This window comes from Amycolatopsis sp. NPDC052450 (assembly GCF_044547565.1).
Lineage (GTDB): Bacteria > Actinomycetota > Actinomycetes > Mycobacteriales > Pseudonocardiaceae > Amycolatopsis.
Window position 1 is genome coordinate 17,413 of sequence record NZ_JBIUAQ010000027.1, and the last position, 26,123, is coordinate 43,535.

The 26,123-nt window shown below is 68.4% G+C and carries 24 protein-coding genes; 11 read left to right on the forward strand and 13 right to left on the reverse strand.

What is annotated here, in order from left to right; translation table 11 throughout:
- Positions 1-65 precede the first annotated feature (65 nt).
- The 4 genes from ACIHAO_RS32635 (at position 66) to ACIHAO_RS32650 (ending at position 2,572) form a co-directional block, all read left to right on the forward strand.
- The gene (locus ACIHAO_RS32635) at positions 66-410 is read left to right on the forward strand and encodes a hypothetical protein (RefSeq protein ID WP_396564370.1); all 345 of its coding nucleotides are present in this window, start codon (positions 66-68) and stop codon (positions 408-410) included.
- 289 nt (positions 411-699) lie between these two features.
- Positions 700-1,353 (forward strand): S1 family peptidase, encoded by a 654-nt coding sequence (locus ACIHAO_RS32640; RefSeq protein WP_396564372.1) that lies wholly within the window; start codon positions 700-702, stop codon positions 1,351-1,353.
- Positions 1,354-1,355: 2 nt separating this feature from the next.
- Positions 1,356-2,330, forward strand: coding sequence for a helix-turn-helix domain-containing protein (locus tag ACIHAO_RS32645; protein WP_396564374.1), 975 nt, complete (start codon positions 1,356-1,358; stop codon positions 2,328-2,330).
- A 98-nt stretch (positions 2,331-2,428) separates the two neighbouring features.
- Complete coding sequence (locus ACIHAO_RS32650; RefSeq protein ID WP_199749009.1) at positions 2,429-2,572, forward strand: hypothetical protein; 144 nt, start codon at positions 2,429-2,431, stop codon at positions 2,570-2,572.
- On the opposite strand, the gene ACIHAO_RS32655 is transcribed toward ACIHAO_RS32650, so the two are convergent.
- The 3 genes from ACIHAO_RS32655 to ACIHAO_RS32665 form a co-directional block, all read right to left on the reverse strand.
- The gene (locus tag ACIHAO_RS32655; RefSeq protein ID WP_396564376.1) at positions 2,562-2,792 is read right to left on the reverse strand and encodes a hypothetical protein; all 231 of its coding nucleotides are present in this window, start codon (positions 2,790-2,792) and stop codon (positions 2,562-2,564) included. The genes ACIHAO_RS32650 and ACIHAO_RS32655 overlap by 11 nt on opposite strands.
- A 55-nt stretch (positions 2,793-2,847) precedes the next feature.
- The gene (locus tag ACIHAO_RS32660; RefSeq protein ID WP_396564378.1) at positions 2,848-3,600 is read right to left on the reverse strand and encodes a S1 family peptidase; all 753 of its coding nucleotides are present in this window, start codon (positions 3,598-3,600) and stop codon (positions 2,848-2,850) included.
- A gap of 75 nt (positions 3,601-3,675) precedes the next feature.
- The gene (locus ACIHAO_RS32665) at positions 3,676-4,647 is read right to left on the reverse strand and encodes a LysR substrate-binding domain-containing protein (protein ID WP_396564380.1); all 972 of its coding nucleotides are present in this window, start codon (positions 4,645-4,647) and stop codon (positions 3,676-3,678) included.
- Between the two features lie 94 nt (positions 4,648-4,741).
- On the opposite strand from ACIHAO_RS32665, the gene ACIHAO_RS32670 reads away from it, so the two are divergent.
- Entirely contained in the window at positions 4,742-5,704 is a 963-nt protein-coding gene (locus ACIHAO_RS32670) for a M64 family metallopeptidase (protein WP_396564382.1), read from the forward strand.
- 7 nt (positions 5,705-5,711) lie between these two features.
- Here the strand turns inward: ACIHAO_RS32670 and ACIHAO_RS32675 are convergent, their stop codons facing one another.
- From ACIHAO_RS32675 to ACIHAO_RS32685, 3 genes are all read right to left on the reverse strand, one after another.
- Complete coding sequence (locus ACIHAO_RS32675; RefSeq protein ID WP_396564384.1) at positions 5,712-6,098, reverse strand: hypothetical protein; 387 nt, start codon at positions 6,096-6,098, stop codon at positions 5,712-5,714.
- 104 nt (positions 6,099-6,202) lie between these two features.
- Positions 6,203-7,258 carry an LLM class flavin-dependent oxidoreductase gene (locus ACIHAO_RS32680; RefSeq protein WP_396564386.1) on the reverse strand — a complete coding sequence of 352 codons (1,056 nt, stop codon included), beginning with the start codon at positions 7,256-7,258 and terminating at the stop codon, positions 6,203-6,205.
- Positions 7,259-7,341: 83 nt separating this feature from the next.
- Positions 7,342-7,953 (reverse strand): SecDF P1 head subdomain-containing protein, encoded by a 612-nt coding sequence (locus tag ACIHAO_RS32685; protein ID WP_396564388.1) that lies wholly within the window; start codon positions 7,951-7,953, stop codon positions 7,342-7,344.
- 223 nt (positions 7,954-8,176) lie between these two features.
- Here ACIHAO_RS32685 and ACIHAO_RS32690 point away from each other — a divergent pair, with 223 nt between their 5' ends.
- The gene (locus ACIHAO_RS32690) at positions 8,177-10,846 is read left to right on the forward strand and encodes a beta-N-acetylglucosaminidase domain-containing protein (protein ID WP_396564390.1); all 2,670 of its coding nucleotides are present in this window, start codon (positions 8,177-8,179) and stop codon (positions 10,844-10,846) included.
- A gap of 487 nt (positions 10,847-11,333) precedes the next feature.
- Here the strand turns inward: ACIHAO_RS32690 and ACIHAO_RS32695 are convergent, their stop codons facing one another.
- The 3 genes from ACIHAO_RS32695 to ACIHAO_RS32705 form a co-directional block, all read right to left on the reverse strand.
- Positions 11,334-11,702, reverse strand: coding sequence for an epoxide hydrolase (locus ACIHAO_RS32695; protein ID WP_396564540.1), 369 nt, complete (start codon positions 11,700-11,702; stop codon positions 11,334-11,336).
- Between the two features lie 312 nt (positions 11,703-12,014).
- A complete protein-coding gene (locus ACIHAO_RS32700; protein WP_396564392.1) occupies positions 12,015-13,268 on the reverse strand; it encodes a DUF222 domain-containing protein in 1,254 nt (417 codons plus the stop codon).
- 324 nt (positions 13,269-13,592) lie between these two features.
- Entirely contained in the window at positions 13,593-14,201 is a 609-nt protein-coding gene (locus ACIHAO_RS32705; RefSeq protein ID WP_396564394.1) for a TetR/AcrR family transcriptional regulator, read from the reverse strand.
- Positions 14,202-14,320: 119 nt separating this feature from the next.
- On the opposite strand from ACIHAO_RS32705, the gene ACIHAO_RS32710 reads away from it, so the two are divergent.
- The 3 genes from ACIHAO_RS32710 to ACIHAO_RS32720 are packed head-to-tail and all read left to right on the forward strand — an operon-like array spanning position 14,321 to position 17,869.
- Complete coding sequence (locus ACIHAO_RS32710) at positions 14,321-15,169, forward strand: SDR family NAD(P)-dependent oxidoreductase (RefSeq protein ID WP_396564396.1); 849 nt, start codon at positions 14,321-14,323, stop codon at positions 15,167-15,169.
- Positions 15,170-15,195: 26 nt separating this feature from the next.
- The gene (locus tag ACIHAO_RS32715) at positions 15,196-16,323 is read left to right on the forward strand and encodes a DUF5938 domain-containing protein (protein ID WP_396564398.1); all 1,128 of its coding nucleotides are present in this window, start codon (positions 15,196-15,198) and stop codon (positions 16,321-16,323) included.
- 16 nt (positions 16,324-16,339) lie between these two features.
- On the forward strand, positions 16,340-17,869 hold the full coding sequence (locus tag ACIHAO_RS32720; protein ID WP_396564400.1) for an AMP-binding protein: 1,530 nt from the start codon (positions 16,340-16,342) through the stop codon (positions 17,867-17,869).
- Here the strand turns inward: ACIHAO_RS32720 and ACIHAO_RS32725 are convergent.
- The gene (locus ACIHAO_RS32725) at positions 17,866-18,771 is read right to left on the reverse strand and encodes an Lrp/AsnC family transcriptional regulator (RefSeq protein ID WP_396564402.1); all 906 of its coding nucleotides are present in this window, start codon (positions 18,769-18,771) and stop codon (positions 17,866-17,868) included. The two genes, ACIHAO_RS32720 and ACIHAO_RS32725, sit on opposite strands and share 4 nt — an antisense overlap.
- 209 nt (positions 18,772-18,980) lie before the next feature.
- On the opposite strand from ACIHAO_RS32725, the gene ACIHAO_RS32730 reads away from it, so the two are divergent.
- Positions 18,981-20,642 (forward strand): amidohydrolase, encoded by a 1,662-nt coding sequence (locus ACIHAO_RS32730; RefSeq protein WP_396564404.1) that lies wholly within the window; start codon positions 18,981-18,983, stop codon positions 20,640-20,642.
- Positions 20,639-21,922: an MFS transporter gene (locus ACIHAO_RS32735; protein WP_396564406.1), complete on the forward strand. Its 1,284-nt coding sequence runs from the start codon at positions 20,639-20,641 to the stop codon at positions 21,920-21,922. Before ACIHAO_RS32730 ends, ACIHAO_RS32735 begins: the two co-directional genes overlap by 4 nt.
- Here ACIHAO_RS32735 and ACIHAO_RS32740 read toward each other — a convergent pair.
- The 3 genes from ACIHAO_RS32740 to ACIHAO_RS32750 all read right to left on the reverse strand — a co-directional run bounded on the left by ACIHAO_RS32740 (position 21,919) and on the right by ACIHAO_RS32750 (position 26,105).
- The gene (locus tag ACIHAO_RS32740) at positions 21,919-23,493 is read right to left on the reverse strand and encodes a succinic semialdehyde dehydrogenase (protein ID WP_396564408.1); all 1,575 of its coding nucleotides are present in this window, start codon (positions 23,491-23,493) and stop codon (positions 21,919-21,921) included. The genes ACIHAO_RS32735 and ACIHAO_RS32740 overlap by 4 nt on opposite strands.
- A 25-nt stretch (positions 23,494-23,518) precedes the next feature.
- Positions 23,519-25,147, reverse strand: coding sequence for a GMC family oxidoreductase (locus ACIHAO_RS32745; RefSeq protein WP_396564410.1), 1,629 nt, complete (start codon positions 25,145-25,147; stop codon positions 23,519-23,521).
- 118 nt (positions 25,148-25,265) lie between these two features.
- Positions 25,266-26,105: an LLM class F420-dependent oxidoreductase gene (locus ACIHAO_RS32750; RefSeq protein WP_396564412.1), complete on the reverse strand. Its 840-nt coding sequence runs from the start codon at positions 26,103-26,105 to the stop codon at positions 25,266-25,268.
- Positions 26,106-26,123 lie beyond the last annotated feature (18 nt).

Genomic DNA, 26,123 nt, shown 5'->3' on the forward strand with positions numbered 1-26,123 from the left:
ATTCCGCAAAATGGGAGTACGGCTGTACACTCAAACCAGGCAAGCCGCGTGGAGGTCGATTCCTGATGGACGTGACGAAAACCCTGAAGTCCGCGCTCACCGGGACGACAACCGAGTCGAGGTCCGCCGTCCGGGAGCTGCGACGGGAGACCGAGGACCTCGTGGCCCGGCGCGCGGGCAGCACGGCGAACCGGCTGACCGAACTCGGTGAGCGCCTCGCCGATCTGGTCCTGGTCTCCGGGAGCAGGCTCGCGGGACTCGCCGATCGGCACAGCAAGCCCGTGGGCGAGGGCGTGCGCCGGGAAGCGGGCCGGATCGGCGATTCGGTCGAGCGGCTGTCCGTCACGCTTTCGGATCGGGCCATTCTTCTCGCCGAGGAACTACTCGACCCCAAGCCCCGTCGCCGCTGACGGCTCGTTCGGTGCGCCCAATGTGGCATTGGGGACGTTGAGCGTCCCCAATGCCACATTGGGCGCACCTGGCTCTTCCGTGACACATCGGTGCCATCGGCACTGTCGTGCCGATGGCCCAGGTCCGGTGCGGCCTTCTCCCGTCTTTAGTCGCTATCGACCGCCGTATCCGCCTGCCTAGCATGGGAAAACCGGTAACGGATCCGGCCGGGCGATCCCTGGTGATCCGCCGTGGCCGTGAACGGATGATCCGTCGCTTTCCCCGATTCCCCTGCATTGGAAGGCACCCATGCGCATCCGAGGTCTCCTCACCGCCCTGCTGTGCGCGGCCGGGCTCACGACGGTCGCTCCGGCCGCCGGCGCGGCCCCCATCATCGACGGCGAATACGCCCAATCCGGCCCGTGGGCGGCCATGATCGAACAGAACGGCCGTCAGTGGTGTTCCGGTTCGATCATCAGCGCCCGCTGGGTGCTCACCGCCGAGCACTGTGTCGACGAGCCCGGCGCCGATTACTCGGTGCGGGTGGGCGATGTCGACCACCAGGCCGGGACGTACGCCGTGGTGACCGACATCTACACGCCCTCCAGCGGCGCCGACATCGCACTGCTGCGGCTCGACCGCTCGGTGAGCACGACCTATGCGTCCCTTGGTACCTCCGTCGCCGTCGGCGACACAGAATACGTTTATGGCTGGGGTTACAACGAAGACGGCGACCTGCAGCGCTACCTCAAGGTCGCCCGGATGACGGTGACCAGTGTCGGGAATGGACTGATCAAGGCACGCCGGGGCAACGGACTGACCAACGGCGGCGACTCCGGCGGGCCGGTTTTCGTCGGCGGCAAGCAGGTCGGCGTGCACATCGCCGGCAACAAGGTGGACAGCTCGACGCACACCGCGATCTCGGCGAACCGCACCTGGATCCGCAACACTTCGGGCATCTAAGCGTGTCCTCGGACGGGCTCGCCGAGCAGCTGAGCAGACTCGGCGTCGGCGAGACCGCCGCCCGGATCTATCTCCGGATGCTCGAGTCCGCGCCCGTCACCGCCGAGGGCCTGGACGACGCGGAGACGGTCCGGCCGGCGCTGAAAGAGCTGGCCGACGCCGGACTCGCGGTGCCGTCCGGAGTGGACGGCACCGAGTTTCTCCCCGCGAACCCCAGCGAAGCGCTGACGGCGCTGACCACGCGGCGGCAGGCAGAGCTGCACGACGCGCGGCTCGCGGTCCAGACCGCGTATCGTGCTTTCCGCCGGGCGCATTCGGGGATGCCGAACGCGCAGGACCTGCTCGAAGTGGTCACCGGCGACGCCATCATCCCCCGGCTGCGGCGGCTCGCGACCACGGTGCGACATCAGGTGCGCCGTCTCGATTCCCCGCCCTACTTCACCGGTGGCCGCCGGAATCCGCTGGAGGAGGAGCAACTTCGGCGCGGGATCACCTACCGCTGTGTCTACAGTGGAGCGTCGTTCGGCGATCCCGGTTATCTCGCCGAGAACATCCTGCCGTGCCTGCGAGCGGGCGAACAGGCACGGCTCCTGCCCGAACTCCCGGTGAAACTGACGCTCTTCGACGACCGTGCGGCCACCATCGCCCTGACCATCCGCGAGGCCGATCGCAACCAGTCCATCGTCGTCGTGCGCCCGTGCAGCCTCTTCTCCGCGCTGGAGGGACTGTTCGAAACGTCCTGGGCCGCGGCGCTCCCGCTCGACCGGCGAGGACGGACGGCCGACCAGCCGATCCGGCCGGTCGAACGGCAACTGCTGATCCTGCTCGCCGCCGGGCTCAAGGACGACGAGATCGCCGCCTCGCTCGGCGTCAGCAGACGCACCCTGTTCCGCTATCTCGAAACCCTGATGGACCGCGCGGGCGTCTCCAGCAGGTTCCAGCTGGGGGTGTTCGCCGCCCACAACGGCTGGCTCTGACGGGCCGCCCTCACCCGGATGGGGTCACCCGGGTAGCCCGTCCCCGCTGCGGAGAACGCGCGGACGACGGAAGGTGATCTTGAAAGGAGGGCGGCACCATGGGCAATCACCGACAGCACCACCGTCAGCACGACGGCACCGCGTCGCTCCGGATCGCCACCGCCGGTCTGCGGGTGTTCGCGGTCGTCGTCGCGGTCGCGGCCTGCGCCTGGCTCGCGCTCTGGCTCGCGTTCACCCTCTGAGCCCGGCCGGTCCCGGCTCGGTCTCCGGCGGGCTCCCTGGCTCCGGCAACGGGCGGTCCGGTCCCGGTTCGGGGAGCCGTTCGGGCACCCCGGGATCCGGAACCGGCTCAGGTTCACCCGGGTCCGGCACCGGTTCGGGGATCCCGGGATCAGGGATCCCGGGATCCGGCGGCATGGGGTCCGGCGGCGCCGGAGGCGCGGTCATTCGAGCACTCGTCATCGCATTACCTCCTGCTCACGCCACTACCCGATCCGCCACCGGCCGAAACGGCCCGCTAGCCCGTATGGGTGGCGATCCAGTCCGCGATGACGTCCGTGCGGGAGGTCGTCTCGATCCCGGCGTGCGGGCAATTCGGCCCGGTGGCCTCCAGCGAGACCAGGACGCCGCTCTTGCCTCCCGGGACGAAGTACGGCGCGCCCGAGTCGTAGGTGCAGGCGCTGGTCGTGATCGACGGCGCGGCACCGCGGACACCGATCGTCGCCGGGGCCACCGTCGCCACCTGGACGGTGCCTTGCTGCATCCGGGTCACGGGAACGGGATTCGTGGCGGTCAAACTGCCCCAGCCCGCCAACGTCAACTGCTGGCCGATCTTCGGCAGTACCCGGTTCACCGTCAGCGGGGCCACGGTGGTCACCGGGGTGTCCAGTTTGACGAGAGCGACGTCGTTTTCCTTCGCCTGCAGCACTTCGGTCGCCTTGCGAGCCACGCCTGATTCGGTCGCTTCGTCGACAAGGCCCAGCGTCACCATCGTCGGATACGGCACCTTGCCCGCGACCCGCTTGCGGTGCGCGTCGTGGAAACAGTGCCCGGTGGTGACGACCCAGCCGGGTGCGATCAGCGCACCCGTGCAGTAACTGTTGTAGGTCGAGCCGTCCGGACGGGGGATCTTCGTCATCGCGATCTTCGCGACGAACCCGAACTGCCCGAGTGGGACATCGGTGCCGTGGGCGATGTCCGGCGCGGCGAGCGCGGCCGGAGCGGTGGTGATGGTCAGGACAGCAGCGGCCAGCAGGGCGCGCAGACGCAATTTCTTACCCTTCGTCGATGAGGTGATCCGAGGCTAGGACCCACTGCCCGACAAGGGGAATTCCCCGACCAGGTGTCACCCGATGGCACGCCGTGCGACCGGCTCACCGCGGCGGGCGAGCCAGTGGCGATAGGTGAGGCTGCTTTCGGTGTCGGACCGGTAAGCCGCCTCGGCCGCGGCGATCAAGGCATCGCTGTTCCCGCCGAAGGCACCTTCGGCGCTCCAGGCGATCAGATACCGCATCCACAACGGATCTCCCGTCAGCGCGCGGATCGCGATTCCCGGCGAGGCGGGAAAGGTGACCTGGCAAGGGGAAATCGCCCGGCCCGCCGCGATCAGGCGTTGCAGTGGCCGCAGTTCCGTGCTCCGGTGCGCGACCTTCGGCCGGAATCCGGCCCGCGCACAGGCTTCCTCGAAGCACTCCGGCCAGCCTGCCCCGTCGGACGGTCCGAGCACCCAGCGTTCCCCGGCGAGATCGGCGAGGTCGATCTCGCCGTGGCGGGCGGCCGGATGGTCCGCCGCGATCGCCACGAACACCGGTTGCGTGGCCAGCGGCCGCGAAACCACACCCGGCGCGGACGACAGGACGTGACCGGGATAGTCGGCGACGACGGCGGCGTCGAGCTGTCCGCAGGCCACGAGATCCAGCAGCCGCGACGGCGAGAACTCGGTGGTCACCGAAACCGCTTGCCCCCGCCCGGAATCGCCGAGCCGGTCCGCCAGTTCGACGACCATCGAACCGCCGATCCCGCCCAGTGCGACCGGGCGTTCTTCGCCTTCCGCGAGCCAGCGTGCCGCGTCCCGGTGCATCGTGTCCGCCGCGGCGAGGACGGCCCGCGCGCGGCCGAGCACGCATTCGCCGAACGCCGTCGGGAAGACGCCGCCCCGCCCGCGGACGAACAGGGTTCCGCCGAACGCGCGCTCGATCCGTTGCACGGCGGCGGTCAGCGCGGGCTGGGTGCTCCCGATCGCGATCGCCGCGCGCGTGATGCTGCCCGCGTCGGCGACGGCGCACACCACGCGCAGGTGACGTAACTCGACGTCCATCACGCGGACCTTATGGCCACTTGGGATGTGCCGGAAGCCGTCGAAAGTCGGGATCGTTTTTCGTACTCCCCCACCCTCCCCGCAAGGAGTACGCATGCGACGCGCCTGTCTCGTGTTCGCGCTGACCGCCACCCTCGCCGCCGCACTCGTTCCCGCGACGGCGTCGGCGGCTCCCCGGTTCACGACGTCGATGGAGGCCTTCGAACCAGGAGGAACCATCACCCGGGTGGACGTCACCCGGCCCGCTTCGGACAGAACCGCCGCGCCGCAGCAGATCGCGAGCGCCGCCGCGGTGACCCCGATCGAAACCAACGGCCCGAGCGAGACCACCTTCGACCTGGTCTTCGTCGGTGACGGCTACACCTCGACCCAGCTGGGCACGTACTCGCAGCACGTCCGCTCCAGCATCGCGGCACTGTTCGCCATCGAGCCGTACAAGAGCTACCGCAAACAGTTCAACCTCTGGCAGGTCGACGTGGTGTCACCCCAGTCCGGCATCACCAACGACCCGACCCAGGGGATCCGGCGCAACACCGCGCTGGGCTCGTACTTCTGGTGCGGCGGCATCGAACGGCTGTTGTGCGTCAACGAAACCAAGGCGAACCAGTACGCCGCGGCCGCGCCGGACGTCGATCAGGTCATCATGCTGGCGAACACCACGAAGTACGGCGGCGCCGGCGGCGGGGTCGCTACCTCCTCGGGCGGCAACATCCAGGCCAGCCAGATCGTCGCCCACGAACTCGGGCACTCCATCGGCGGGCTCGCCGACGAATACGACTACGGCACCTGCGATGCGCGCGAACCCCGGGAGCCCAACGCTTCCGCGCTCACGGCCGCGCAGATGCGGGACCGCCGCGCCAAGTGGTACACCTGGCTCGGCAAGCCCTCGCCCGACGGCGGCACGGTCGGCGCCTTCGAAGGATCCCGTTACTGCAAGACCGGGATGTACCGCCCCAGCGTGAACTCGCTGATGCGCACGCTCGGGCAGCCCTTCAACCCGCCGAGCACCGAAGCGATGATCGCGGGCTTCCACCGCGAAACCGCTCATCGGCACTGATCACTCGTCATGGCCTCCTGGCCGGGCCGCCGGCGTGATCGGCGAGCCCGGCCGCCATGCCCCGCATGAAGCGGCGGAGGTACCACCGGAAGATCCGCGCGCTCCCCTTGCCCACGCGATACGTTCCGTGCCAATGGATCCGCGTTCCTCCTCCGGGCATTTCGCTCAACTCGACCGAGGCCTGATAATCGACCATCACCGGGACCGGCATCGAGCAACAGTGCCCACACCGCGGCGGGCGATGCCGGCACGCAGCAGCCTTCGCGATGCGGAGCCCGCCGAGAAAACGATGCGGTGTCTCGCCGGTCTTCTCTTTGAAGACCCGGATGAAGTGGTAGACGCTCACCGGCCCCCAGTGGTGGCGAGTCCATCGGCCTTCGCCGCGGGTCTCCATCACCGCCCGCCCCGAAAGCGGCAGGACCAGATGCAGATCCGCGACGGCGGGCAGCCGCAGGTCGAAGGTCGAATCGCTCGGAATCGAACACCGCGGTTTCGAGGCTAGCCGAGCAGCTCCTTCACGCGCGGGATGACCTGCTCGCCGTAAAGCCGGATCGAGTTCAGGCGTTGCTCGTGCGGAAGCGCGCCGACGCTGTACTTGAGCTGGAAGCGCGAAAGGCCGAGGGTCCGCACCGCCCAGGCGATCTTCTGCGCGACGGTTTCGGGAGAGCCGACGAAGAGCGCGCCGCGTGACCCGGCCATGGCGTCGTAGTCGGCACGGGACATCGGGCCCCAGCCCCGTTCGGCGCCGATCTTGGCGAAGGCGGCCTGGTGATGCGCGAAATGCTGGGCGACGGCCAGTTCGTCGGTCTCGGCGACGTGTCCCGGGCTGTGCATCGAGATCGGCAGCTCCTGGTGACCCGCCTCCTTCACCGCACGCCGGTAGAGGTCCGCGAGCGGGGCGAACTGCTCCGGCGACCCGCCGATCACGGCCATCACCAGCGGCAGGCCGTACGCGGCCGCGCGGACCACCGACTGCGGGGTCCCGCCGACGCCGACCCAGGCGGGCAGACTGCCCGCTTCGGTGACCGGGAACGCCTGCGCGCCTTCCAGCGCGGGGCGGACGGTCCCGGACCAGTCGACCGGCTTCTCCCCCTGCAGCTGGGTGAACAGGTCCAGCTTCTCGGCGCAGAGCACCTCGTAGTCGTCCAGCGAATACCCGAACAGCGGGAACGACTCGGTGAACGAACCCCGGCCGAGCGTGACTTCGGCGCGGCCACGGGAAACGGCGTCCAGCGTGGCGAACCGCTCGTACACGCGCACCGGGTCGTCCGAGCTGAGCACCGTGACGGCAGTGCCCAGCCGGAGCCGTTCGGTCTGCCCCGCGATCGCGGCCAGCACGACGTCCGGCGAGGACACCGCCATCTCCGCGCGGTGATGTTCGCCGACACCGAAGTAGTCCACGCCCACCTGGTCGGCGAGGACGCCCTCGGCCACGACCTGACGGATGGCTTCGGCCTGGCTCACCGGCTGGCCGTCCGCACCGTTCTCGACGTCGCCGAACGTGTCCAGGCCGAAAGTCGGCTCTTGCCGGGTGCCCAGGATCTCGTAACCCATGTCCAACTCCTCAAGTAGTTGAACGCTCAAACGTCGGGTCGGGTGATCGTATTCCGCGCCGGTCCGAGGACGGTCCAGGTGGCTCAGGCGCCGGCGATGTCGCGTGCCAGCTGACGGGCTTCGGTCATGGTGAACTTGCCGGTGATCTGGGTTTCGCCGCCGGTGATGGCGGACTGGATCATCGGCGCGGTCAGCACGCGGCTCTTCAGCACCATCGCGACCTGCTTGCCGACGTTCCCCGCGGTCCAGTCGGCCCACGTCCGCGCACCCGCGTCGGTGAAGCTGAGCCCGACGATCGGGCCTCCCGACTCCGTGGCGAGCCGGGCGTTCGCCCGGCTGAGGTCGGCTCCGGTGAGGAACGCCGGGCCGAGCAGGTATTTGGTGCCCTCCACGCGGTCGCAGCTGACCAGCGGGAGCGCCGGGTCATCCCGGCCGTCGAGCGGATCCGGGCCCGCCGAACAGTCCAGCGCCGCCGCGGCGGCCTGTTGCCCGGCGGGATCGGTGCTCTGCCGGTCGGTCGCCGAACCGGTCGGCTGCCCCGGCGGGAACTCGGCCAGCACCGGCCGGAACCGCAGCCGCGAGCCGTCCTTGATCGTGAAGCTGTCGCCCTCGGGCTCGGCTTGGCCGGAGACCCCGCCCTGGCAACCGGCGAGACCGAACAGGACGAGCGCCACTACGACGCGAAGTATTCGCACCGGGTCATTCTGGCGGGTTCGGCGCCCGCGCGGGGGTGTTTCCCCGACGCCGACGCGCTCACCCGGCATCTCACCCTCACCGCGGCCGCGCTGTCGGAAAATCACCCAGACCGACCTAGCCTTCGTCATCACATTGGGTGTTTGCTTGCTCGCAGAACGTCGTTGATCGACGATTTGGGGGCGGCCGATGTCCTTCGGATGGGTACTACGACTCATTCCGGTCATGCTTCTCGTGACCACGGTGGCGGTGGCGGTCCCCGCACCGGCGAGCGCGGCCCCAGCCGCCGAACCACCGCTGGCACGGGTGTGGCCGACACCCCAGCAGCTGACGCCGCGACAGGGGCAGGTGACCATCCCGCGCACCGTCGTCGAAGTCGTCGGAGCAGGTACCGATCCGTCCGCGCTCGCCGTCGTGGACCAGGTGCTCCGTTCCGCGGGTGCGAGCACGATCGTCAAGATCACCGACAACGACCGGGCGGGCGTCGAGCGGGAACGCGGTAACGGTGGGCTAGTCGTCTTCGTCGGCGGCCCCACCGAAAGCAGGGCGACGGCCCTCGCGCTCGCCGCGCTCCGCGTCGACGGACCGGAAGGCCTGTCCCCCGGCGGATACGTCCTCGCCGCCGACCGTGGCGTGATCGCGTTGTCCGGTGTGAACACTTCGGGGACGTTCTACGCCGCGCAGTCGTTCCGGCAGCTCTTCACGTCCGGCAAGAGCCGCGCGTTCGGCATGCGCGACTGGCCGGCGGCCCCGCTGCGAGGCGTGATCGAAGGGTTCTACGGCGCGCCGTGGTCGCACGCCGATCGGTTGGCGCAGCTGGACTTCTACGGCCGCACCAAGCAGAACATGTACGTCTACTCCCCCAAGGACGACCCGTTCCTGCGTGCCCGCTGGCGCGACCAGTACCCGCCGGAACAGCTCGCGCTGCTCTCGCAACTGGTGGCCCGCTCCGCCGCGAACCACGTCGAGTTCACCTACGCCCTCTCCCCCGGCCTTTCCGTGTGCTACTCCTCGGACGCCGACAAGACCGCGCTGGTCACGAAGTTCCAATCCCTGTGGGACATCGGCGTGCGGTCGTTCGCGATCCCGCTCGACGACATCTCCTACACCCGCTGGAACTGCGACGCCGACGCCGCGAAGTTCGGCACCGGTGGCGCGGCGGCGGGCGCGGCGCAGTCGTTCCTGCTCAACCGGGTCCAGCAGGACTTCATCGCCACGCATCCCGGTGTCGAGCGGCTCCAGACCGTCCCGACCGAGTACTACGACCTCGCCGACTCCCCGTACAAGACCGCGCTGCGCACTCAACTCGACAAGGCGGTGATCGTCGAGTGGACCGGTGTCGGCGTGATCGCCGGGCAGATCACCGAGAAGCAGGCCCGGCAGGCGAAAGAGGTCTTCGGGCACGACATCCTGATCTGGGACAACTACCCGGTCAACGACTACATCACCGAACGGCTGCTGCTCGGCCCGTACATCGGCCGCGAGCCCGGGGTCGCGAAGTACCTGTCCGGGATCACCGCGAACCCGATGGTGCAGGCGGAGGCGTCCAAGATCGCCGAATTCACCTCGGGTGACTTCCTGTGGAACCCGGATCGCTACGATCCGGACGAATCGTGGCTCGCCGCCATCGCCGACCTCGGCGGCCCCGCCGCGCCGGCGCTGAAGGTGTTCGCGGAGAACAACTATTCGAGTCTGCTCGTCCGCCTCGAAACCGGGAAGCCGGATCTGGATTCACCGGTGTTGCGTCCCCTGCTCGCCGCTTTCTGGTCCGCGCTGGAGAAGAAGGACCCGTGGGACGCGGCGGTGAAACTGGATCGCTATCTCACCGCGATGGCGTCGGATCCCGGCGAGCTGCGACGCGGGATGGCGTCGAACCCGAAGTTCCTCGCCGAGGTCGGACCGTGGCTCGACCAGGTCGGCCTCTACGGCCAGGCGGGCGGTCACGCGGTGAAGATGCTGCTGGCACAGTTCGACGGCGATGGCGCGAAGGCGTGGGCGGAGCGAGGGGAACTCGTCTCCGCGCTCAAGCAGGCGCAGGCGATCCGCGTCCCGACCTCGCGCGGGCCGCGTAACCCGAGCACTTGCACGGCGGTCTGCGTCCCGTTCCTCAACAGCGCGCTGGCCACGGCAGACCGCTGGTTCGGCCTGCCGGGGGTCCGGCCGCAGCCGACGACGTCGCTGGGGACCTACACCGACAACGTGCCGGCCCGGATGGTCGACGGGGACCCCGAGACCTATTACTGGAGCGACTGGGCGCCCCGCGTCGGCGCCACCATCGGCGTCGACCTCGGCTCATCGCAACGGGTGTCCCATGTGGACATCCTGATGGGCAAACCGACCAGCCCGGACGACTTCGTCCGCGACGGCGTCCTCGAGTACTCCGCCGACGGCACGCGATGGACGACCGTGAAGACGGTCACCGAACCGGTGATCTCGGCCGACCTCCCGGACGGCGCCGAGGCCAGATTCGTCCGTCTGCGCACGACCGGACCGCAATCGTTCTGGGTCGTGGTCCGGGAATTCACCGTGTCCACACCGGACAGTCCGAAGTACACGGTCACCGGCACCCCGGCGGGGTCGAACCTGGCCGCCGCCGCGGACAACAACGCCGATTCGGTGTACACGGCGGCGTCGGCGCCGATGCCCGGCGACGCGCTCGTGGTCACCTCCGCCACGCCGAAACCGTTGGACAAGGTCGTCGTCCTGGCGGCGGAAGCCGGCGCGGGCGCCGACGTCCAGATCGAGGACCCGGCCGGAGGCTGGCGCACGATCGGCAGGATGTCGGGCGGCTACACGGAACTGCCCGCCGAGGGCGTCGTGACCGGCCAAGTCCGGCTCCTCTGGGCCCCGGGAGGCGCGGCGCCGAGGATCGCTGAGGTCGTTCCGAAGTTCTGACGCGTCAAGCGTTTCGCCGGAGGCTCCGGAACCCGTCCCTGATCTCGGACACCAGCAGATCCGGTTGCTCCAGCCCCGGGAAGTGGCCGCCGCGGTCGACTTCGTTCCACTGGTGCAAGTGGCGGTGGGGCATTCTCCTCCGCGGCGCTGCGCGGCACCCACCGCATCGCCTCCCAGTACCAACGGGCGCTCGAAGCACCGGTTCCGGTCAGCCAGTACAACGCGACGTTGTCGACCTGCTCCCCCAAGCTCACCCTCCCGGTCTCCGGCCGGGCGTCGGCGTACGCGGCGAACTTCTCGCCGAGCCAGGCGGCCAGTCCCGCCGGTGAATCGAGCAGGGAGTAGCCGAGGGTCTGCGGGCGCGTCCCCATGAGCATCCCGAAGCCGTATCCGTCGGCCAAATGCAGGTCGCGCCGGTCCAGCTTGCGGCGTTCGTCCGGGCTCGGTGCCGTCCAGTCCTCCGGAAGCGGCGACGCCGAGGGCATCGTCAAATGCAGGCCCGCGACGCGTTCGGGCGAGAGGCGCGCCACTCGCACTCGAGGGGCCGTTCGCTGAAACCGAAGCCCGGTAACGAAGGCGTGACCACGTGGAAGGCGTCGCTCGCGGAACCGCCGTGGGCCACCGGATCGCTGAGCGCCCCGATCACCTTTTCGAACTCGAGGATCAAGCCGGGCCGGCCGTGGGTCAGGATCAGGGGAAGCGCCGTGCGTTCGGGTGAGCGGACGTGCCAGAACGCGATGTCCAGACCGTCGAGCCGGAGGCGGTAGTGCGGCAGCGTGTTCCAGTGGATTTCCCTCGCTCGCCAGTCATGTTCCCGCCACGCCTGGAGCAACGCCGTCAGCCGGCTCAGCTCGATTCCTTGTCGGACACAGCGCCGAAACTACGGGCGGGTCACGCGGTTTCCCATGCGCGGAATTGGGGTCTGGCGGTCAGGGGTTGCGTAGTTCCCGCGTCGACGGCGTGATCCCGAGCCCGGTTTCGAGGATTCCGCCGCACCGAACCGGGACACCGGCGGCCGGGCCGACGTTGTCCGATGTGGAGGCAAGTTTCCTTGGCTCAGCCGAGGGAAGTCCTTCACGCGCCGTGCACTACGCATCTGAACCAGTGCTGCCAGCCTGTAGGCATGCCGAAGGGCCCGTCGTCGGCGTGACCGACGGGCTCCTCGGGGTCAGACGTGGTGCAGGGTGTTGCGGCGGGGTTGTCGGAGCGGGTCCCGGTATTGAGGTGGGATGAACTCCGGTAGCCCCTCGGCCGCCATGCGAACTTCCCAATCACCATGGTGGATCAGCCGGTGATGGAAACCGCACAGCAGCACCAAGTTCCGGAGATCCGTAGGACCGCCGTCTGCCCAATGATGAATATGGTGAGCGTGACAGTTCTTCGGCCGCCGATGACACCCGGGGAACGCGCAACCCCCATCCCGGATGTTCAACGCACGCCGCTGGCCGGGGGTGACGAACCGCCGCAGCCGCCCCACGTCGAGGGGCTCACCAGCGGCGCTCATCACCACGGGAAGCATCAGGCAGTCGCAGGCGGCGAGCCGCGCCTCGCGGGCGGTCATCGTCCCGACATAGTCGAGACAGGCGGTCCCGAGGCCGGACTTCAACTCGTCGAGGCCGATCGTGACATGCAGCAGAGTGCGGTAGCCGCTGGTGCCGGGCTGGTCCGGGCAGGCGACGGCGAGGTCGAGGATGTCGACCCACGCGTCACCCATGCGTTCGCATTTCATCCGCAGATCGGCTTGACCGAACTCGTCCACCGGCCGCGGCGCCGCATACGCCTCCAGGGCGGCGGCGGTACGGGCACCGGTCTCATCGTCGAGCAAGCCGGTGAGTTTCCAGAAGCCGTCCTTGCGACGCTCCAGGGTGATCTCCCGGCGCGGCTCCTTCGGTTCAGGCTCTTTCGGTTCATTCCCGTCGGGATCCAGCAACGCGAGCAGGTTCACCTCAGCTTCCGCGAGCTGCCGGGGACCGGCACTCGGAGCGAGGTTGGCCAGGATCTTCTCCGCACCGGCCCGATCCTCAACCGAGGTATCAGCGGGAAGTTTCTTCAAGAACTCCAGGATCTGGTCGATCCGCTCATTCCCGACCAGACCTTCGGCAGCCACCGCAGCGGTAGCGGGCGCGACCGCGGGAACCTCGGTGCCATCCAAAGCGCGCGTCGGGTTCAACGCGATAGCCCGGTTCACCACCGGACTTGCTTCACCGCGCGACAACCCCGCCACATCCGCGAACCACGCGGCCGTGGACCCATACCCGTACAAGTCTTTAGCGCCCCGAGACTCGATCTCCGCCAAATACCGCCCCAGTCCGGCGGCCGCCATCCTGATTACCTGCAAAGACTGCTGCACACCATGGGCAAGCTCCAGCTTGCCGGCGCGCCACAACTCCTGCGGCAACTCGGGAAGGAAAGTCTCGGACACCCCACAACAATACCGCAAACAATCGAACAAGCGTTCGTAATTTTAAGCAACAATGAACCAGCACATTTACCACTGAAGGGTGATTCATGCAGGCCACGCCAAGACTGAGCCCATTACCCTCCGAGCACCCGCACGACAGGAGGCCGGCGCCGGAATCTTCTAGCACAACCCCAAGCCTGCCAAAGAGTAAGCACTCACTGCCGAAGCGATACCGATCACCGGAATTCAGGAAACGCTCCGATGCGCCCCACCACGACCCTCGATGACAAAGCCGCCCGATGCGACCCGCCCGAAGTCTGCGCGATCCGACACCAAGGCCCAGACCTACAAAACCAACTGTCCCATCAACGACCCCGCATCCTCGGCAAGACTGGTCTCCTCACCGGCAAGATGATGCAGCAGCGCCTGCTGGAACAAGCCGTCGAAAGCCGCATACGCGACCGCTCGCGTCACGACCGGCGAAGCCTCGGCGAGTTCGGCATAGCGTTCCACGACGCGCCAGATCATCGCTTGCCGCTGCGTGTCGATCTCGAGCACGTCGGGGCGGAACGCGGCCTCGAACAGGCTCTGGTTCCGCAGGTCGTACCAGAGCCGGTGCATCGCGGCGTCGGCCCGCAGCGTGCCCGCCATCGCGGCGCCGAAGCCCTGCTTGAGTTCTTCGGCCGACCGCGCCGCGGCCACGGCCTCGTCGTAGCGGGTGACGCACACTTCTTCGAACTTGCGGACCGCGTAGGTCAGCAGTTCCACCTTGTCGGTGAAGTAGTAGTGCAGCACCCCGTGCGAGAAGTTCGATTTCTGGGCGATCTCCCGCAGGCTCGTCCTGGCGTACCCCAGTTCGGACAGCGCTTGCAGCGTCGAGTCCGCCAGTTCCGCCCGGCGCTGGGCGAACTTGTCCACGCTCCGGCGTGCGATCCGCTCGCTCGTCTCGGTCACCACGAGTTCCTGTCCGGTCCGGGAGCCCGCGCCTGCCGCGGGTCCCTCAGTCTAGCGTCGCGGAATTCTTGACGACTGTCCAAGAAAATCTTGACGACTGTCCAAAACAAGCTCAGGATGTGACCCACACCGCAACCGCGGACCGTCTCAAGGAGGAGAAGTCCATGGGTTCGTACGACCTTTCGGGCCGGAAAGCCCTGGTCACGGGTGGAGCGCAGGGCCTGGGAGCCGGAATGGCCGAAGCGCTCGCCCTGGCGGGCGCCTCGGTGGTCATCGGCGATGTCCAGGAGGATCTCGGGCGCGCCACCGCCGATCAGATCAAGCAGAAAGGCGCCAACGCGGGCTTCGTCCGGCTGGACGTCACCGACGAACAGAGCTGGGAGCGGGCGGTCGCCGCGGTCATCGGCGAACTCGGCGGGCTGGACATCTTGGTGAACAACGCCGGTGTCGAGATCACCGGGCTCGTCGCCGATCTGGACCCGGCCGACGTGCGCAAGATGCTCGACGTCAACGTGCTGGGCACCGCGCTCGGCGTGAAGCACGCTTTCCGCGCGATGCGGCCCGGCGGGCCCGCGGGCACCGGCGGCGCCGTCGTGAACATCTCCTCGGTCGCCGCGACCATCGCCTTCCCCGGGATCGCGGGCTATTCGGCGACGAAATCGGCGGTCGACCGGCTGACCAGGGTCGCCGCGATGGAGGCCGGGAAACTCGGCTACGGCGTGCGCGTCAACTGCGTCTACCCCGGCCTCGTGCCCACCCAGATGGGTAACCGGCTCGCGCAGGACGTCGTCGAGGTCGGCCTGTTCCCCAGCGTCGAAGAGGCCATCGGCGCCGTGATCGGGCAGACCCCGGCCGGACGGCTCGGCGAGGTCGCCGACATGGCCGACGCCGTCGTGTTCCTCGCCTCCGACGCGGCACGTTTCATCACCGGGGCCGGGCTTCCGGTCGACGGCGGAATGGGCATGTGAACCAGCATTCACCGAAGGGAATCACCATGAGCAGCCCCAAGCCCGTCGTGGTCTACGGCGCCTCCGGCTACACCGGACGGCTGATCTGCGAGTACCTGCGCGAGTACAACGTCCCGTTCATCGCCGCCGGCCGGGACAAGGCCCGCATCCAGGAGGCGCTCGACCACGTTCCCGGTCTCGACACCATCGACCACGAGGTCGTCGAGGTCTCGCACGAGGTCGAAGCGCTCACCGAACTGTTCCGCGACGCCAAGGTCGTCTGCAACACCGTCGGCCCGTTCAGCGAGTACGGCCACGAAGTCGTCGAAGCCTGCCTGCGCACTGGAACGCATTATCTCGACACCACCGGCGAACAGGACTGGCTGATCTCTGCCGAAGACCGCTTTGGCGAGCAGATGGCGGAGAAGGGCCTCCTGCTCTCCCCTGGCATCGCGCAGATGTACACCACCGGCGAGATCGCGGCGAACCTCTGTCTGGAGACCCCGGGACTGGACACTTTGGACATCCTGGTCTTCTGGAAGGGTTATCCCACGGTCGCTTCGACGAAGACCATCCTCGTCAACGCCGCGCTGTCCGCCGCGTATTACCTCGAGCAGAACGAGTACCTGCCCTGGCCCGCGGACGGCGGCCTGCAGGACGTCACCGTGCCCGGCCATCACGAGACCGGCTTGGCCCTGCCCTGGGGCGGCACGTCGCATCCGGTCTGGTTCAAGAACGACGCCCGCGTGGCGAACGTCAAGGCCGTCGGCGGCGTTTTCGACCGCGCGCTCATGCAGGGGGTGCCGCAGATCGTCGCGGCCGTCCTGGAACAGGTGAAAGACCTGCCGCTGGACGAAAAGATGCGCGTACTGGCGGAGCAGGCCGCGGCGGTGCGCGACGAGATGCCACCGAGGGAGAACCAGCGGCTCAACACGTCGCTCGATTCGGTGCACGCGTCGGGGCCACTGGGCCGCGCGCACTGCGTCATCCATGGCACGTGCAACTACAAGCAGACCGGGTTGATGCAGGCATACGGCGCGTACTCGCTCCTCCAACAGCCACCGAAGCGGGTCGGTTTCGCGTCCGGCTGCCAGGCTTTCGGCCACCGTGAACTGCTCGGCGTGCTACGAAGCTTCGGGCTGGTTTCGAAGCCGGTCTTGACCGTCCACGACTGACCGGGAGGACGAGCGCGTGCGACTGACCGACTACCTCGACAAGGGCACTTCCCTCGATCCGGCGGCCCCTTGCCTCACCATGAGCGACACGTCCCTCAGCTACGGCGAAGTGCGGGAACTGTCGTGGCGGGTGGGGCGAGCGCTGGCCCGGTCGGGCGTCAAGCCCGGCGACAAGGTGGCGATCCTGTCCGGGAACGATCCCCTGTCGTTCGGTTGCGTTTTCGGCATCAGCCGGGCCGGCGCCGTATGGTGCCCGGTCAACCCGCGCAACGAGGCCGCCGAGAACAGGGAACTGCTCGACCTGTTCGACTCCACCTGCCTGCTGGTGCAGGAGTCTTTCGCACCGCTCGTCTCCCGGATGCTTCCCGACCTGCCGAAACTGTCCACTGTGGTCTGTCTCGACGGCTCGATGCCCGGCGCCGTCTCGTTTTCCGACTGGCTCGATGAGGCCGAGCCGTGGGAAGAGACCCCGCCGGACGACATGGTCCTGCTCGTCGGCACCGGCGGTACCACCGGCCATCCCAAGGCGGTGATGCTCAGCGGTACCAACGTCGAGACGATGTCGGCGCTCACGCTGATGAGCTACCCGTTCACCGGGCGGCCGCGCTATCTGGCGCTCGCCCCGCTGACGCACGCGGCGGGCGTGCTCTGCTTCCCGGTCCTGACGCTCGGCGGCGAGATCGTCGTGATGCCGTCGCCGGACCTCGGCGAGTTCCTCGCACTGGTCGAAAGCCGCCGGATCACGCACACCTTCCTGCCGCCGACCCTGATCTACCTCCTGCTCGACAATCCGGCGCTGGACGGTGCCGATCTTTCGTCGCTGCAATGCCTTTGGTACGGCGCCGCGCCGATGTCGGCCACGAAACTCGCCGAGGCGATCACCCGGATCGGCCCCGTCTTCGGGCAGCTGTTCGGCCAGAGCGAAGCGCCGATGATGATCTCCACCCTCTCCCCCGCCGACCACGTCCATCCCGACGGCTCGCTCGCCCTCGAACGGTTCACCTCGGCGGGCAGGCCCACTCCGCTCACCCAGGTCGCGATCATGTCCGAGACGGGCGCGCTGCTGCCGCCCGGCGAACGCGGCGAGATCGTCGTCCGCGGTTCGCTGGTGATGCTCGGCTACTACAAGAATCCGGCCGCGACGGCGGAAGCGAGCACGCACGGCTGGCATCACACGGGCGACATCGGGTACCTCGACGACGATCACTATCTCTACATCGTCGACCGCGCCAAGGACATGATCATCACCGGCGGCTTCAACGTCTATTCGGCCGAGGTCGAGCAGGCGCTCATGGCCTGCGAAGCGGTGCAGGACTGCGCTGTGATCGGGCTGCCGCACGAGAAATGGGGTGAACAGATCACGGCCGTGGTCCAGCTCCACACCGGGAAGACAGCGGCAGTGCAAGAACTCCGCGCCACCGTCAAGGAACGGCTGGGCAGTATCAAGACTCCCAAGGAGATCCTGATCTGGCCGGATCTCCCCCGGTCCAAGATCGGCAAGGTGCTCAAGACCGAGATCAGGAAAACCTTGCTGGACAACGACTAACGCCGTGCGAGTTCCTCCGCGGTCGGCAGCGGCCACTCGTAGCGTTCCTTGGCGATGCGGAGGTGGACCCACGTTTCCGCCGTCACGACGTCGGGCCTGCCGCTGATCTCTTCGAGCGCCCGGTCGAGGTCGCGGGCGGACTGCGCCGCGATGGTGGCGACGACGTCGAACCGGCCGATGGTCCTGGCGAGGAACTCGGTGTCGTCGCGCGCGGCGAGCGCCGCCGTCACGGAGTCCCCCGCGCCCCGCACGTTCAGGCCGATCCCGCAGACCAGGCCGGCGTCCGGGCGGGCCCGGCTGAGTACCGGCGCGATCCGGATGACGTCGTGCTCCACGAGGAAACGCACGCGGGTGCGGGTGGCCGACGGCGACAGTCCGACGTGTTCGGCGATGCGCGCGTAGCTTTCGCGCCCGTCTGCCTGTAACCGCAGCATGATCGCGAGGTCGCGGTCGTCGAGCCGTAGCCAGGGCGGCAGTGGACGGCCGGGCATGAACAGGCCCTTGACCACGTCCACGTAGACGAGGGTGTTGACCTGTTCCACTTCCGGCAGGCCGCGGATGTCCGCCACCGTGCGGTACAGCTCCGGGGAATCGGGCAGCCGCAATTCGGCGACGGTCTGGTACTCCCCGCTGACCGCGGAGACGAACGCCGCGGCCGGCAGCGCCGCGATGGCGTCCGTCGTCGCCCGCGAACGGCCCGACGTGCGGATCGCGAGATGGGCGTACGCGGTCAGGCCGAGGAACTCGGGGTGGACCGCCGCGACGACGTTGAGTGAGCCGTCGGCCTTCAGCTGCTCCAGCCGCGCCGACACGGCCGCCCGTGACGCCCCGACGCGGTGAGCCAGATCGGCCACGCTCATCCGGCCGTCCGCGCGCAAAGCCGCGACCAACGTGTCGTCCACGGCGGTTCTCCTCTGCTGAATTTCCGGCGGCAGGCGGCACCATATCACCGGCCGACCAGCTCGAAAGACAGCCGAGATTGCGCGTTCTGTCCGTGATCGCCGACAGATCGATCGTGAATACCGTCCGTACACGACCGATCTGATTGCGCTCCTGGTTTTCGTCGCTTACCTTCGCCCCACTTAACCGTCGAATCCCTGGAGTCCGCGCGATGCGTCTGTTGCCCCTCGATCGTTCAGTCCTCGACGCGAGAGCGACGATCCTGCTTCCCGACGAGCTGGTGACCGTCGATGACGCCACCGAAGGCGCCGAAGCGGTGCTCGTGTTCGGCGAGGAGATCGCCACGGTCGGCTCCGTGGACGAGTGCCGCGCCCGCGCGGCGAGCCTCGGCCGCCCCGAGCCGGAAGTGCGACGGCTGCCGGGCACGCTGCTGCCCGGCTTCATCGATCCGCACGCGCATCCCTTGATGTACGGGCAGATGATGACCTGGGTGGACTGCGGCCCCGAGCGCGCGTCGACCATTCCCGAGATCGTCGCGCTGCTGCGCGAGGCGGCCGAGAACACCCCGGCGGGCAGGCCCGTCCGCGGTTACGGCTACGAGCACCGCAACCTCGCCGAGAAACGGCATCCCCGCAAGGAGGAGCTCGACGCGGTCGCCGAAGACCGCGAGGTCTACCTCATGAACGCCAGCGGGCACGGCGGCGTGGTCAACAGCTTCACGTTGCGGCGCAACGGCGTCACCCGTGACACCCCGGATCCCGACGGCGGGGTGTTCTTCCGTGACGAGCACGGTGAACTCACCGGCGAGCTGTCGGACGCGGCGTGCAACATCCTCACCGGCGTCACCGGGGTGAAGGTCGGTCGGCACGGGCCGAACTTCCACCTCGAGGACGAGCCGGAGGAGCACGCGCGGCAGCTGGCCGCCGCGCAGGAGAAGTTCCTCGCCGCGGGCGTGACCGCGATCGGCGACGCCCAGGTGACGCGTCGCGAATTCGACATGTACCTGCGGCTGGACGAAGCCGGCCTGCTCAAGACGCGGGTCCACATGTACCTGCTGTCGCATCTGCTCGACCAGGCGCTGGAGATGGGGCTGCACGGCGCTTTCGGCACCGCTCGCCTCGCGTTCGCGGGGATCAAGTTCTACGCCGACGGCACGCTCGGCGGCTGGACCGCGTACTTCCCGGACGGCTACGTCGGCGATCCCTGCCGCACCGGGCAGCTTTACCACGACCCGAAGGACTACTCCGCGCTCATCGGCAAGGCGCACGAGGCCGGGCTCCAGACCGCGACCCACGCCCAGTCCCCCGACGCGATCGCGATGGTGCTCGACGCCATCGAGGACGCGCAGCGGCGAAATCCCCGGCCCGACGCCCGTCACCGCATCGAGCATTGCGGGCTGCCGTCCCCGGAGCAGATCAAGCAGATGGCCGCGCTCGGCGTACACCCGGTCAACCAGCCGCAGCATTACTACAACTGGGGCGAAGGCGTCACCGACGCGGTCGGCACCCCCGGCGAGCGCTTCAACCCCCTCGGCGAGTTCCAGGCGGCCGGCGTCCCGGTCACGCTGAGCTCGGACGCCCCGGTCGCGGAGCCGAACCCGCTCGAAGCCATCCAGACCGCGGTGACCAGGACGACCCGGCGCGGTCACCGGCTCGGCGGCGACGAGCTGCTGATCGACGTCCGGTCGGCCGTCGCCGCGCACACGATCGCCGGGGCCCGGGTGCTCGGCCGCGAGCGCGACCTCGGCTCGATCACCCCCGGTAAACGCGCCGATTTCGTGCTGCTCGGCGAGAATCCCCTCACCTGCGAACCGGACCGGATCGCCGGTATCCGCGTGCTCGAAACCTGGATCGACGGCGAGGTGGCCCGATGACCGTCAAAACCGACACCCACTCGCTCCGTCGAGCCCGCCGGGCCGGGCTCGCGGCCTTCGTCGGCACCACGATCGAGTGGTATGACTTCTACATCTACGCCACGGCGGCGAGCCTGGTCTTCGGCACCGTGTTCTTCCCCGCGACCGGCGACCGGCTGACCGGGGTCGCGGCGGCCTTCGCGACCTACGCGGTCGGGTTCTTCGCCCGGCCGCTCGGCGGCATCGTGTTCGGGCACGTCGGTGACCGGGTCGGCCGCAAGACGGCGCTCGTGGTGACCCTGACCATGATGGGCGCGGCGACCTTCCTCGTCGGCTGTCTGCCCGGCTACGCGCAGATCGGCACGTGGGCGCCCATCCTGCTCGTGGTGCTCAGGTTCGTGCAGGGGCTCGCCGTCGGCGGCGAGTGGGGCGGCGCCGTGCTGATGGCCGTCGAACACGCGCCGCCGGACAAGAAGACCTTCTACGGCGCCTTCGCGCAGGCGGGAAACCCGGCGGGCGCGCTCCTGGCCACCGGTCTGTTCAGTCTCCTGAGCATCGGCGGCACCGAATGGCTCACCACGTGGGGCTGGCGGATCCCCTTCTTCGCGTCCGTGCTGCTCATCGGCGTCGGCCTCATCGTGCGCCTGAAGGTCGAGGAGTCGCCGGTCTTCGAAGAAGCCGCCGCCGAGGAATCCGGCGCGCCGATCCTGTACGCCGTCCGGACGAACTGGAAACCGATCCTGCTGGGCATCTGCGTGCTGCCCGTCGCGGTCGGCGGCTACTACCTCGTCACCACGTTCGCGACGGCGTACGCGACCGATCCGGCCGTCGGCGTCTCCGAATCGCTGGTGCTCAACGCGCTCACCATCGCCGCGTTCGTCGAACTGGTCGTCAGCTTCGGCGCGGCCTGGCTCGGTGATCGCTTCGGCCGGGTGCGAGTGGTCGTGATCGGCCTTGTCGGCGTCGCCGTGCTCGCGGCTCCGCAGTTCCTGGTGCTTTCGACCAAGAACGCGGCGCTGATCATCGCGGCGTTCGTGGCGATGCGCCTCGCGATGACGGCGACCTACAGCCCGATCGCCGCCATCCTGTCGCAGATGTTCCGCCCCCGGGCGCGGTACACCAGCATCTCGCTGTCGTATCAGCTGGCGGGCGCGCTCTTCGGCGGCCTCTCGCCGTTGGTGTCGACCCTGTTGTTCCAGGCGACGGGCAGTGTCTGGCCGGCGATCGGCCTGCTGATCGGCATGTGCGTGCTGAGCATCGCCTGTGTGCTGGCGGCACCTCAGCACACGGACGACGTTTAGCGGATGCGCAGGCGCCGCATGAGTTTCAGCCCGGACAGCATCCCCTCGACGTACTTCTCGTAGGTCTGGCCGCCGCGGGGACCCATGACCTGTTTCTTGAGCACCGCCACGTTCTTCACGTCGGTGTACTTGAGCAGGCCCTGGTCCCCGTGGCGGGCGCCGACGCCGGAGTTCTTGACTCCGCCGGACGGCGTGCCCTTCGAGGCGTACGCGGTGGCCAGGATGTCGTTGATGTTGACGTTGCCGGACTCGATCCGCGCGGCCACGGCGCGGGCGGCGTCGACATTCCCGCCCCAGACCGAGGCGTTGAGGCCGTACTCGGTGTCGTTGGCGAACGCGACGGCCTCGTCGACCGTGCGGTACTTGTGCAGTGCGACAACGGGCCCGAAGGTTTCGGTGACACCGCAGAGCATGTCCTTCGTGACACCTTCGAGGATCGTCGGTTCGAAGAACGCCGGGCCGAGATCGGGCCGCGGCTGCCCTCCACAAAGGACGGTCGCACCCTTCGCGACGGCATCGTCGACATGGGACTTGACCCGGTTCATGTGGTCGACGGAGACCAGCGAGCCCATGTCCGGCCCGAAGTCGTAGGCGGCGCGGACGTCGAGCGCCTTGGCCTTGGCCACGTACGCGTTCTTGAACTCGTCGTAGCGGGATTCCGGCAGGTAGATCCGCTCGATGTGCATGCAGATCTGCCCGGTGTTGCCGAAAGCGCCGAAGATCGCGCCCTGCACGGTCTCGGCCAGGTCGGCGTCTTCGAGCACGATCATCGGGTTCTTGCCGCCGAGTTCGAGACAGCAGCCGATGAGGTTGCGGCCCGCCCGCTCGCCGATCAGCCGGCCGGTCGCCGTCGAACCGGTGAACATCACGTAGTTCGCTTGGTCGATCAGGGTGGGGCCGACGTCCGGGCCCTCGCCGCACACCACCTGGAACAGGCCCTTCGGCAGCCCGGCATTCTCCAGCAGCTCGACGCCGCAGAGCGGGGAGAGCGCGGTCTTGTTGTCGGGTTTCAGCACCACCGCGTTCCCCGCCATCAACGCCGGGATGGCGTCGGAAATGCCGGTGGCGAACGGGAAGTTCCACGGCGCGATGATCCCGACCACGCCTTTGGGCTGCCGGACTTCGGTCGACGTCGTCAAGAACGGGACCGGTCCGCCGCGTTTGGTCGGCGCCAGCAGTTTGGCGGCCCGCGTGAGGTAATGGCTCATCACCATCGCCGGATCGCAGGTCTCCTCGATCGCCATCCGCCGGTTCTTGCCGCTCTCGATCTGGATGAGGTCGGTGACGGCCGGAGCGTTGTCGACGAAGAGCGTGTGCGCCCGTTTGAACACCTCCAGCCGCTGCTTGAGCGGCGTCGCGGCCCACTTCTCCTGCGCGGCGCGAGCGGTGGTGAACGCCTGCTCGATGTCGGCGGGTGTCGACTGGGGCAGCTCGACGAGCACGTCACCGGTGTAGACCTCGGTGAGCTTCCAGGTCGCGCCGGACGAGCCCGGCACTCGGGCGACGAGGCGTCGCAGGAACGCGTCGGTCACCGACGCCGGACGGGTGAGCGCGAGCGGTGTGACGGTCATGGCCCTCTTTCCGTCAGTTGTGCTGTCAGTTGTCCGACAGGACGAGCTGCGCGCCCATCTCGCCGATCATGATGGCGGGCGCGTTGGTGTTGCCGCCGGTGATCGACGGCATGATCGACGCGTCGCAGACCCGCAGGCCGTCGACACCGCGGACCTTGAGATCAGGACTCACAACCGCGAGCTCGTCGACGCCCATCCGGCAGGTGCCGACGCCGTGGTAGACCGAGGTCGCGCGGTTCAGGATCGCGTCGCGCAACTCCTGGCCCCGCAGCCCCTTGCCCGGGTGGAGTTCTTCCTTGATCGAGCCGTTGAACGCCCCCGAGGCGAAGATTTCGCGGACCATCTCCGAGCCCTCGCCGAGCACTTCGAGATCGGCCGGATCGGACAGGTACTGGGGGTCGATGAGCGGTGGCGCCGCCGGATCGGCCGAAGCGAGGCGCAGGGTGCCGCGGCTCTTCGGGTAGATCAGCGTGGTCAGCACGGTGAGCGCGGGCCGTTTGTCGACGTCGTGCCGGATCGGCGCGTCCTGGTTGGGCGTCACGTACGCCCAGGGCAGAAGGTGCAACTGGAGGTCGGGCACCTCGGTGGCCTGGGAGGTCTTGAGGAAGGCGACTGCCTCGAAGACCGAGTTCGCCAGGAACGTCGTGCCGGGCCGCATCAGTTCACTGACGAGGCCACGCGCGAAGTACGGCGGCGTGCCCCTGTTCTTGCTCGACGACGCGCGGAACGTCAGCGCGTGGAACATGTGGTCGTGCAGGTTGTCGCCGACCGGCAGATCCGCGAGCACGTCGATGCCGTGCTCCTTGAGGTGCTCGGCGTGGCCGATCCCGGACAGCATCAGCAACTGCGCGGAGCCGACGAAGCCTCCCGCGAGGATGACCTCTTTGCCCGCGCGCAGTGTGCGCTGTCCCCCGTTCGCGTCGACGACCTCGACGCCCACCGCACGGCCGTTCTCGATGAGCACCTTCTTCGCCAGCACGCCGGACTGGACCTGCAGCGTCGCGGGTGCGAGATGGTGGATGTAGCCGCGCGAGGCGCTGTACCGCAGGCCGTCGGCGGCGTTCTGCTGCATCCGGCTGACGCCCTCTTGGGACTCGGCGTTGTAGTCGTCGAGGATCTCGCAGCCGATCGCCTCCGCGGTCGCCTGAAGGAACTGGAGCGTGCCCTCCTGCGGGGTCTTGTTGCGGGTGATCCGGATCGGCCCGCCCGCGCCCCGGAACTCGGTCTCGCCGTCCTCGAAGTCCTCCATCCGCTTGTACGCGGCGTTGACGCTGTCGGCGTCCCAGCCCTTGTTGCCCTCGGCGGCCCAGGAGTCGAAGTTGGCGCGGTTTCCGCGGACGTAGACCATGCCGTTGATGGAGCTGGAGCCGCCGACCACCTTGCCGCGCGGCACCGGCATGCGCCGATCGAGAACGTGTTTCTGTGGCACCGAGTAGTAGCCCCAGTCGAACGGCTTCTTCAGCTGGGGCACCGCGTGCATCGGGCCGACCAGCCCCGGCTTCTTGACGAGCATCTTCTCGTCGCTCTTACCCGCCTCGAGCACGATCACGCTGGCACCGGACTCCGCCAGCCTGCCCGCGATCGCGGCACCCGAGCTGCCCGATCCGACGACCACGTAGTCGGCCTCGTCGCCGCGCGCAGCCCTGTTCGCCATGTCCGCTCCTCGGTCCGCCCACCGTGCAGAACTGTAACCTGTTCTAGTTCTGTCACCGTATAGCGAGACCGGCCGGTTCCGCAACGGGCCATCGCTCCCCGGCCGGCCTCCGGGGCTCTCAGCGCAGCGGCTCGAGCGCCTTCGCGAGCGGCTCCAGCACGGCGGGGGTGTGCGGCGGCGGCAGATAGATGATCGCCAGGTCGAGGCCCACTTCACCGAGTGCTTCGACGTCCGCGGCGACCTGGGCGTAGTCACCGTCCGTGCCGAGCCGGACGTGCGAGGACAAGGTGATCTCGCTCGGATCCCGGCCGATGTCCGCGCAGTGCCGGTGCAGCACCGCGCGCTTGTGCGCGAACTCCTCCGGCGTGCCGCCGACGAAGTTCCAGTGCTGGGCGTACTTCGCGGCCGTGCGCAGGGTCCGCTTCTCGCCGCTGCCGCCGATGCAGATCGGCGGATGCGGCTTCTGCACACCCTTCGGCTCGCAGCGGGCGTCGGTCAGCTGATAGTGCTCACCCTGGAACGTGGTGGTCTCCTGGGTCAGCAGGCCGACGAGCACCTCGCAGGCCTCCTCGAACCGGTCACTGCGTTCCTTGATGGTGCCGAGTTCCATGCCGTACGCGCCGGATTCCTCCTCGTTCCAGCCCGCTCCGACGCCGATCTCCAGCCTGCCGCCGGAAACGATGTCGAGTGTCGCGGCCATGTTCGCGAGCAGCGCGGGGTGCCGGTAGTGGATCCCGCTGACCAAGGTGCCCAGCCGGAGCCGTTTCGTGGCCTGCGCGAGCGCGGTGAGGGTCACCCACCCTTCCAGGCACGGACCGGTCGAATCCGAGAAAATGGGATAGAAGTGATCGAAGGTCCAGCCCGATTCGAAGAGTTCGATCTCGTCGGCGGCCTGCCAGACGGCGAGCATGTCGGACCAAACGGTGTCCTGCGGCGAAGTCTTGATGGCGAATCGCATGATCTTGATCGTAAACCT

Bases quoted from the DNA above. Each gene is read 5' to 3' on its own strand.
- ACIHAO_RS32635 (WP_396564370.1), top strand. From the start codon at position 66: ATGGACGTGACGAAAACCCTGAAGTCCGCGCTCACCGGGACGACAACC.
- ACIHAO_RS32640 (WP_396564372.1), top strand. From the start codon at position 700: ATGCGCATCCGAGGTCTCCTCACCGCCCTGCTGTGCGCGGCCGGGCTC.
- ACIHAO_RS32650 (WP_199749009.1), top strand. From the start codon at position 2,429: ATGGGCAATCACCGACAGCACCACCGTCAGCACGACGGCACCGCGTCG.
- ACIHAO_RS32655 (WP_396564376.1), bottom strand. From the start codon at position 2,792: ATGACGAGTGCTCGAATGACCGCGCCTCCGGCGCCGCCGGACCCCATG.
- ACIHAO_RS32665 (WP_396564380.1), bottom strand. From the start codon at position 4,647: ATGGACGTCGAGTTACGTCACCTGCGCGTGGTGTGCGCCGTCGCCGAC.
- ACIHAO_RS32670 (WP_396564382.1), top strand. From the start codon at position 4,742: ATGCGACGCGCCTGTCTCGTGTTCGCGCTGACCGCCACCCTCGCCGCC.
- ACIHAO_RS32675 (WP_396564384.1), bottom strand. From the start codon at position 6,098: ATGGAGACCCGCGGCGAAGGCCGATGGACTCGCCACCACTGGGGGCCG.
- ACIHAO_RS32680 (WP_396564386.1), bottom strand. From the start codon at position 7,258: ATGGGTTACGAGATCCTGGGCACCCGGCAAGAGCCGACTTTCGGCCTG.
- ACIHAO_RS32690 (WP_396564390.1), top strand. From the start codon at position 8,177: ATGCTTCTCGTGACCACGGTGGCGGTGGCGGTCCCCGCACCGGCGAGC.
- ACIHAO_RS32715 (WP_396564398.1), top strand. From the start codon at position 15,196: ATGAGCAGCCCCAAGCCCGTCGTGGTCTACGGCGCCTCCGGCTACACC.
- ACIHAO_RS32730 (WP_396564404.1), top strand. From the start codon at position 18,981: ATGCGTCTGTTGCCCCTCGATCGTTCAGTCCTCGACGCGAGAGCGACG.
- ACIHAO_RS32735 (WP_396564406.1), top strand. From the start codon at position 20,639: ATGACCGTCAAAACCGACACCCACTCGCTCCGTCGAGCCCGCCGGGCC.
- ACIHAO_RS32740 (WP_396564408.1), bottom strand. From the start codon at position 23,493: ATGACCGTCACACCGCTCGCGCTCACCCGTCCGGCGTCGGTGACCGAC.
- ACIHAO_RS32745 (WP_396564410.1), bottom strand. From the start codon at position 25,147: ATGGCGAACAGGGCTGCGCGCGGCGACGAGGCCGACTACGTGGTCGTC.
- ACIHAO_RS32750 (WP_396564412.1), bottom strand. From the start codon at position 26,105: ATGCGATTCGCCATCAAGACTTCGCCGCAGGACACCGTTTGGTCCGAC.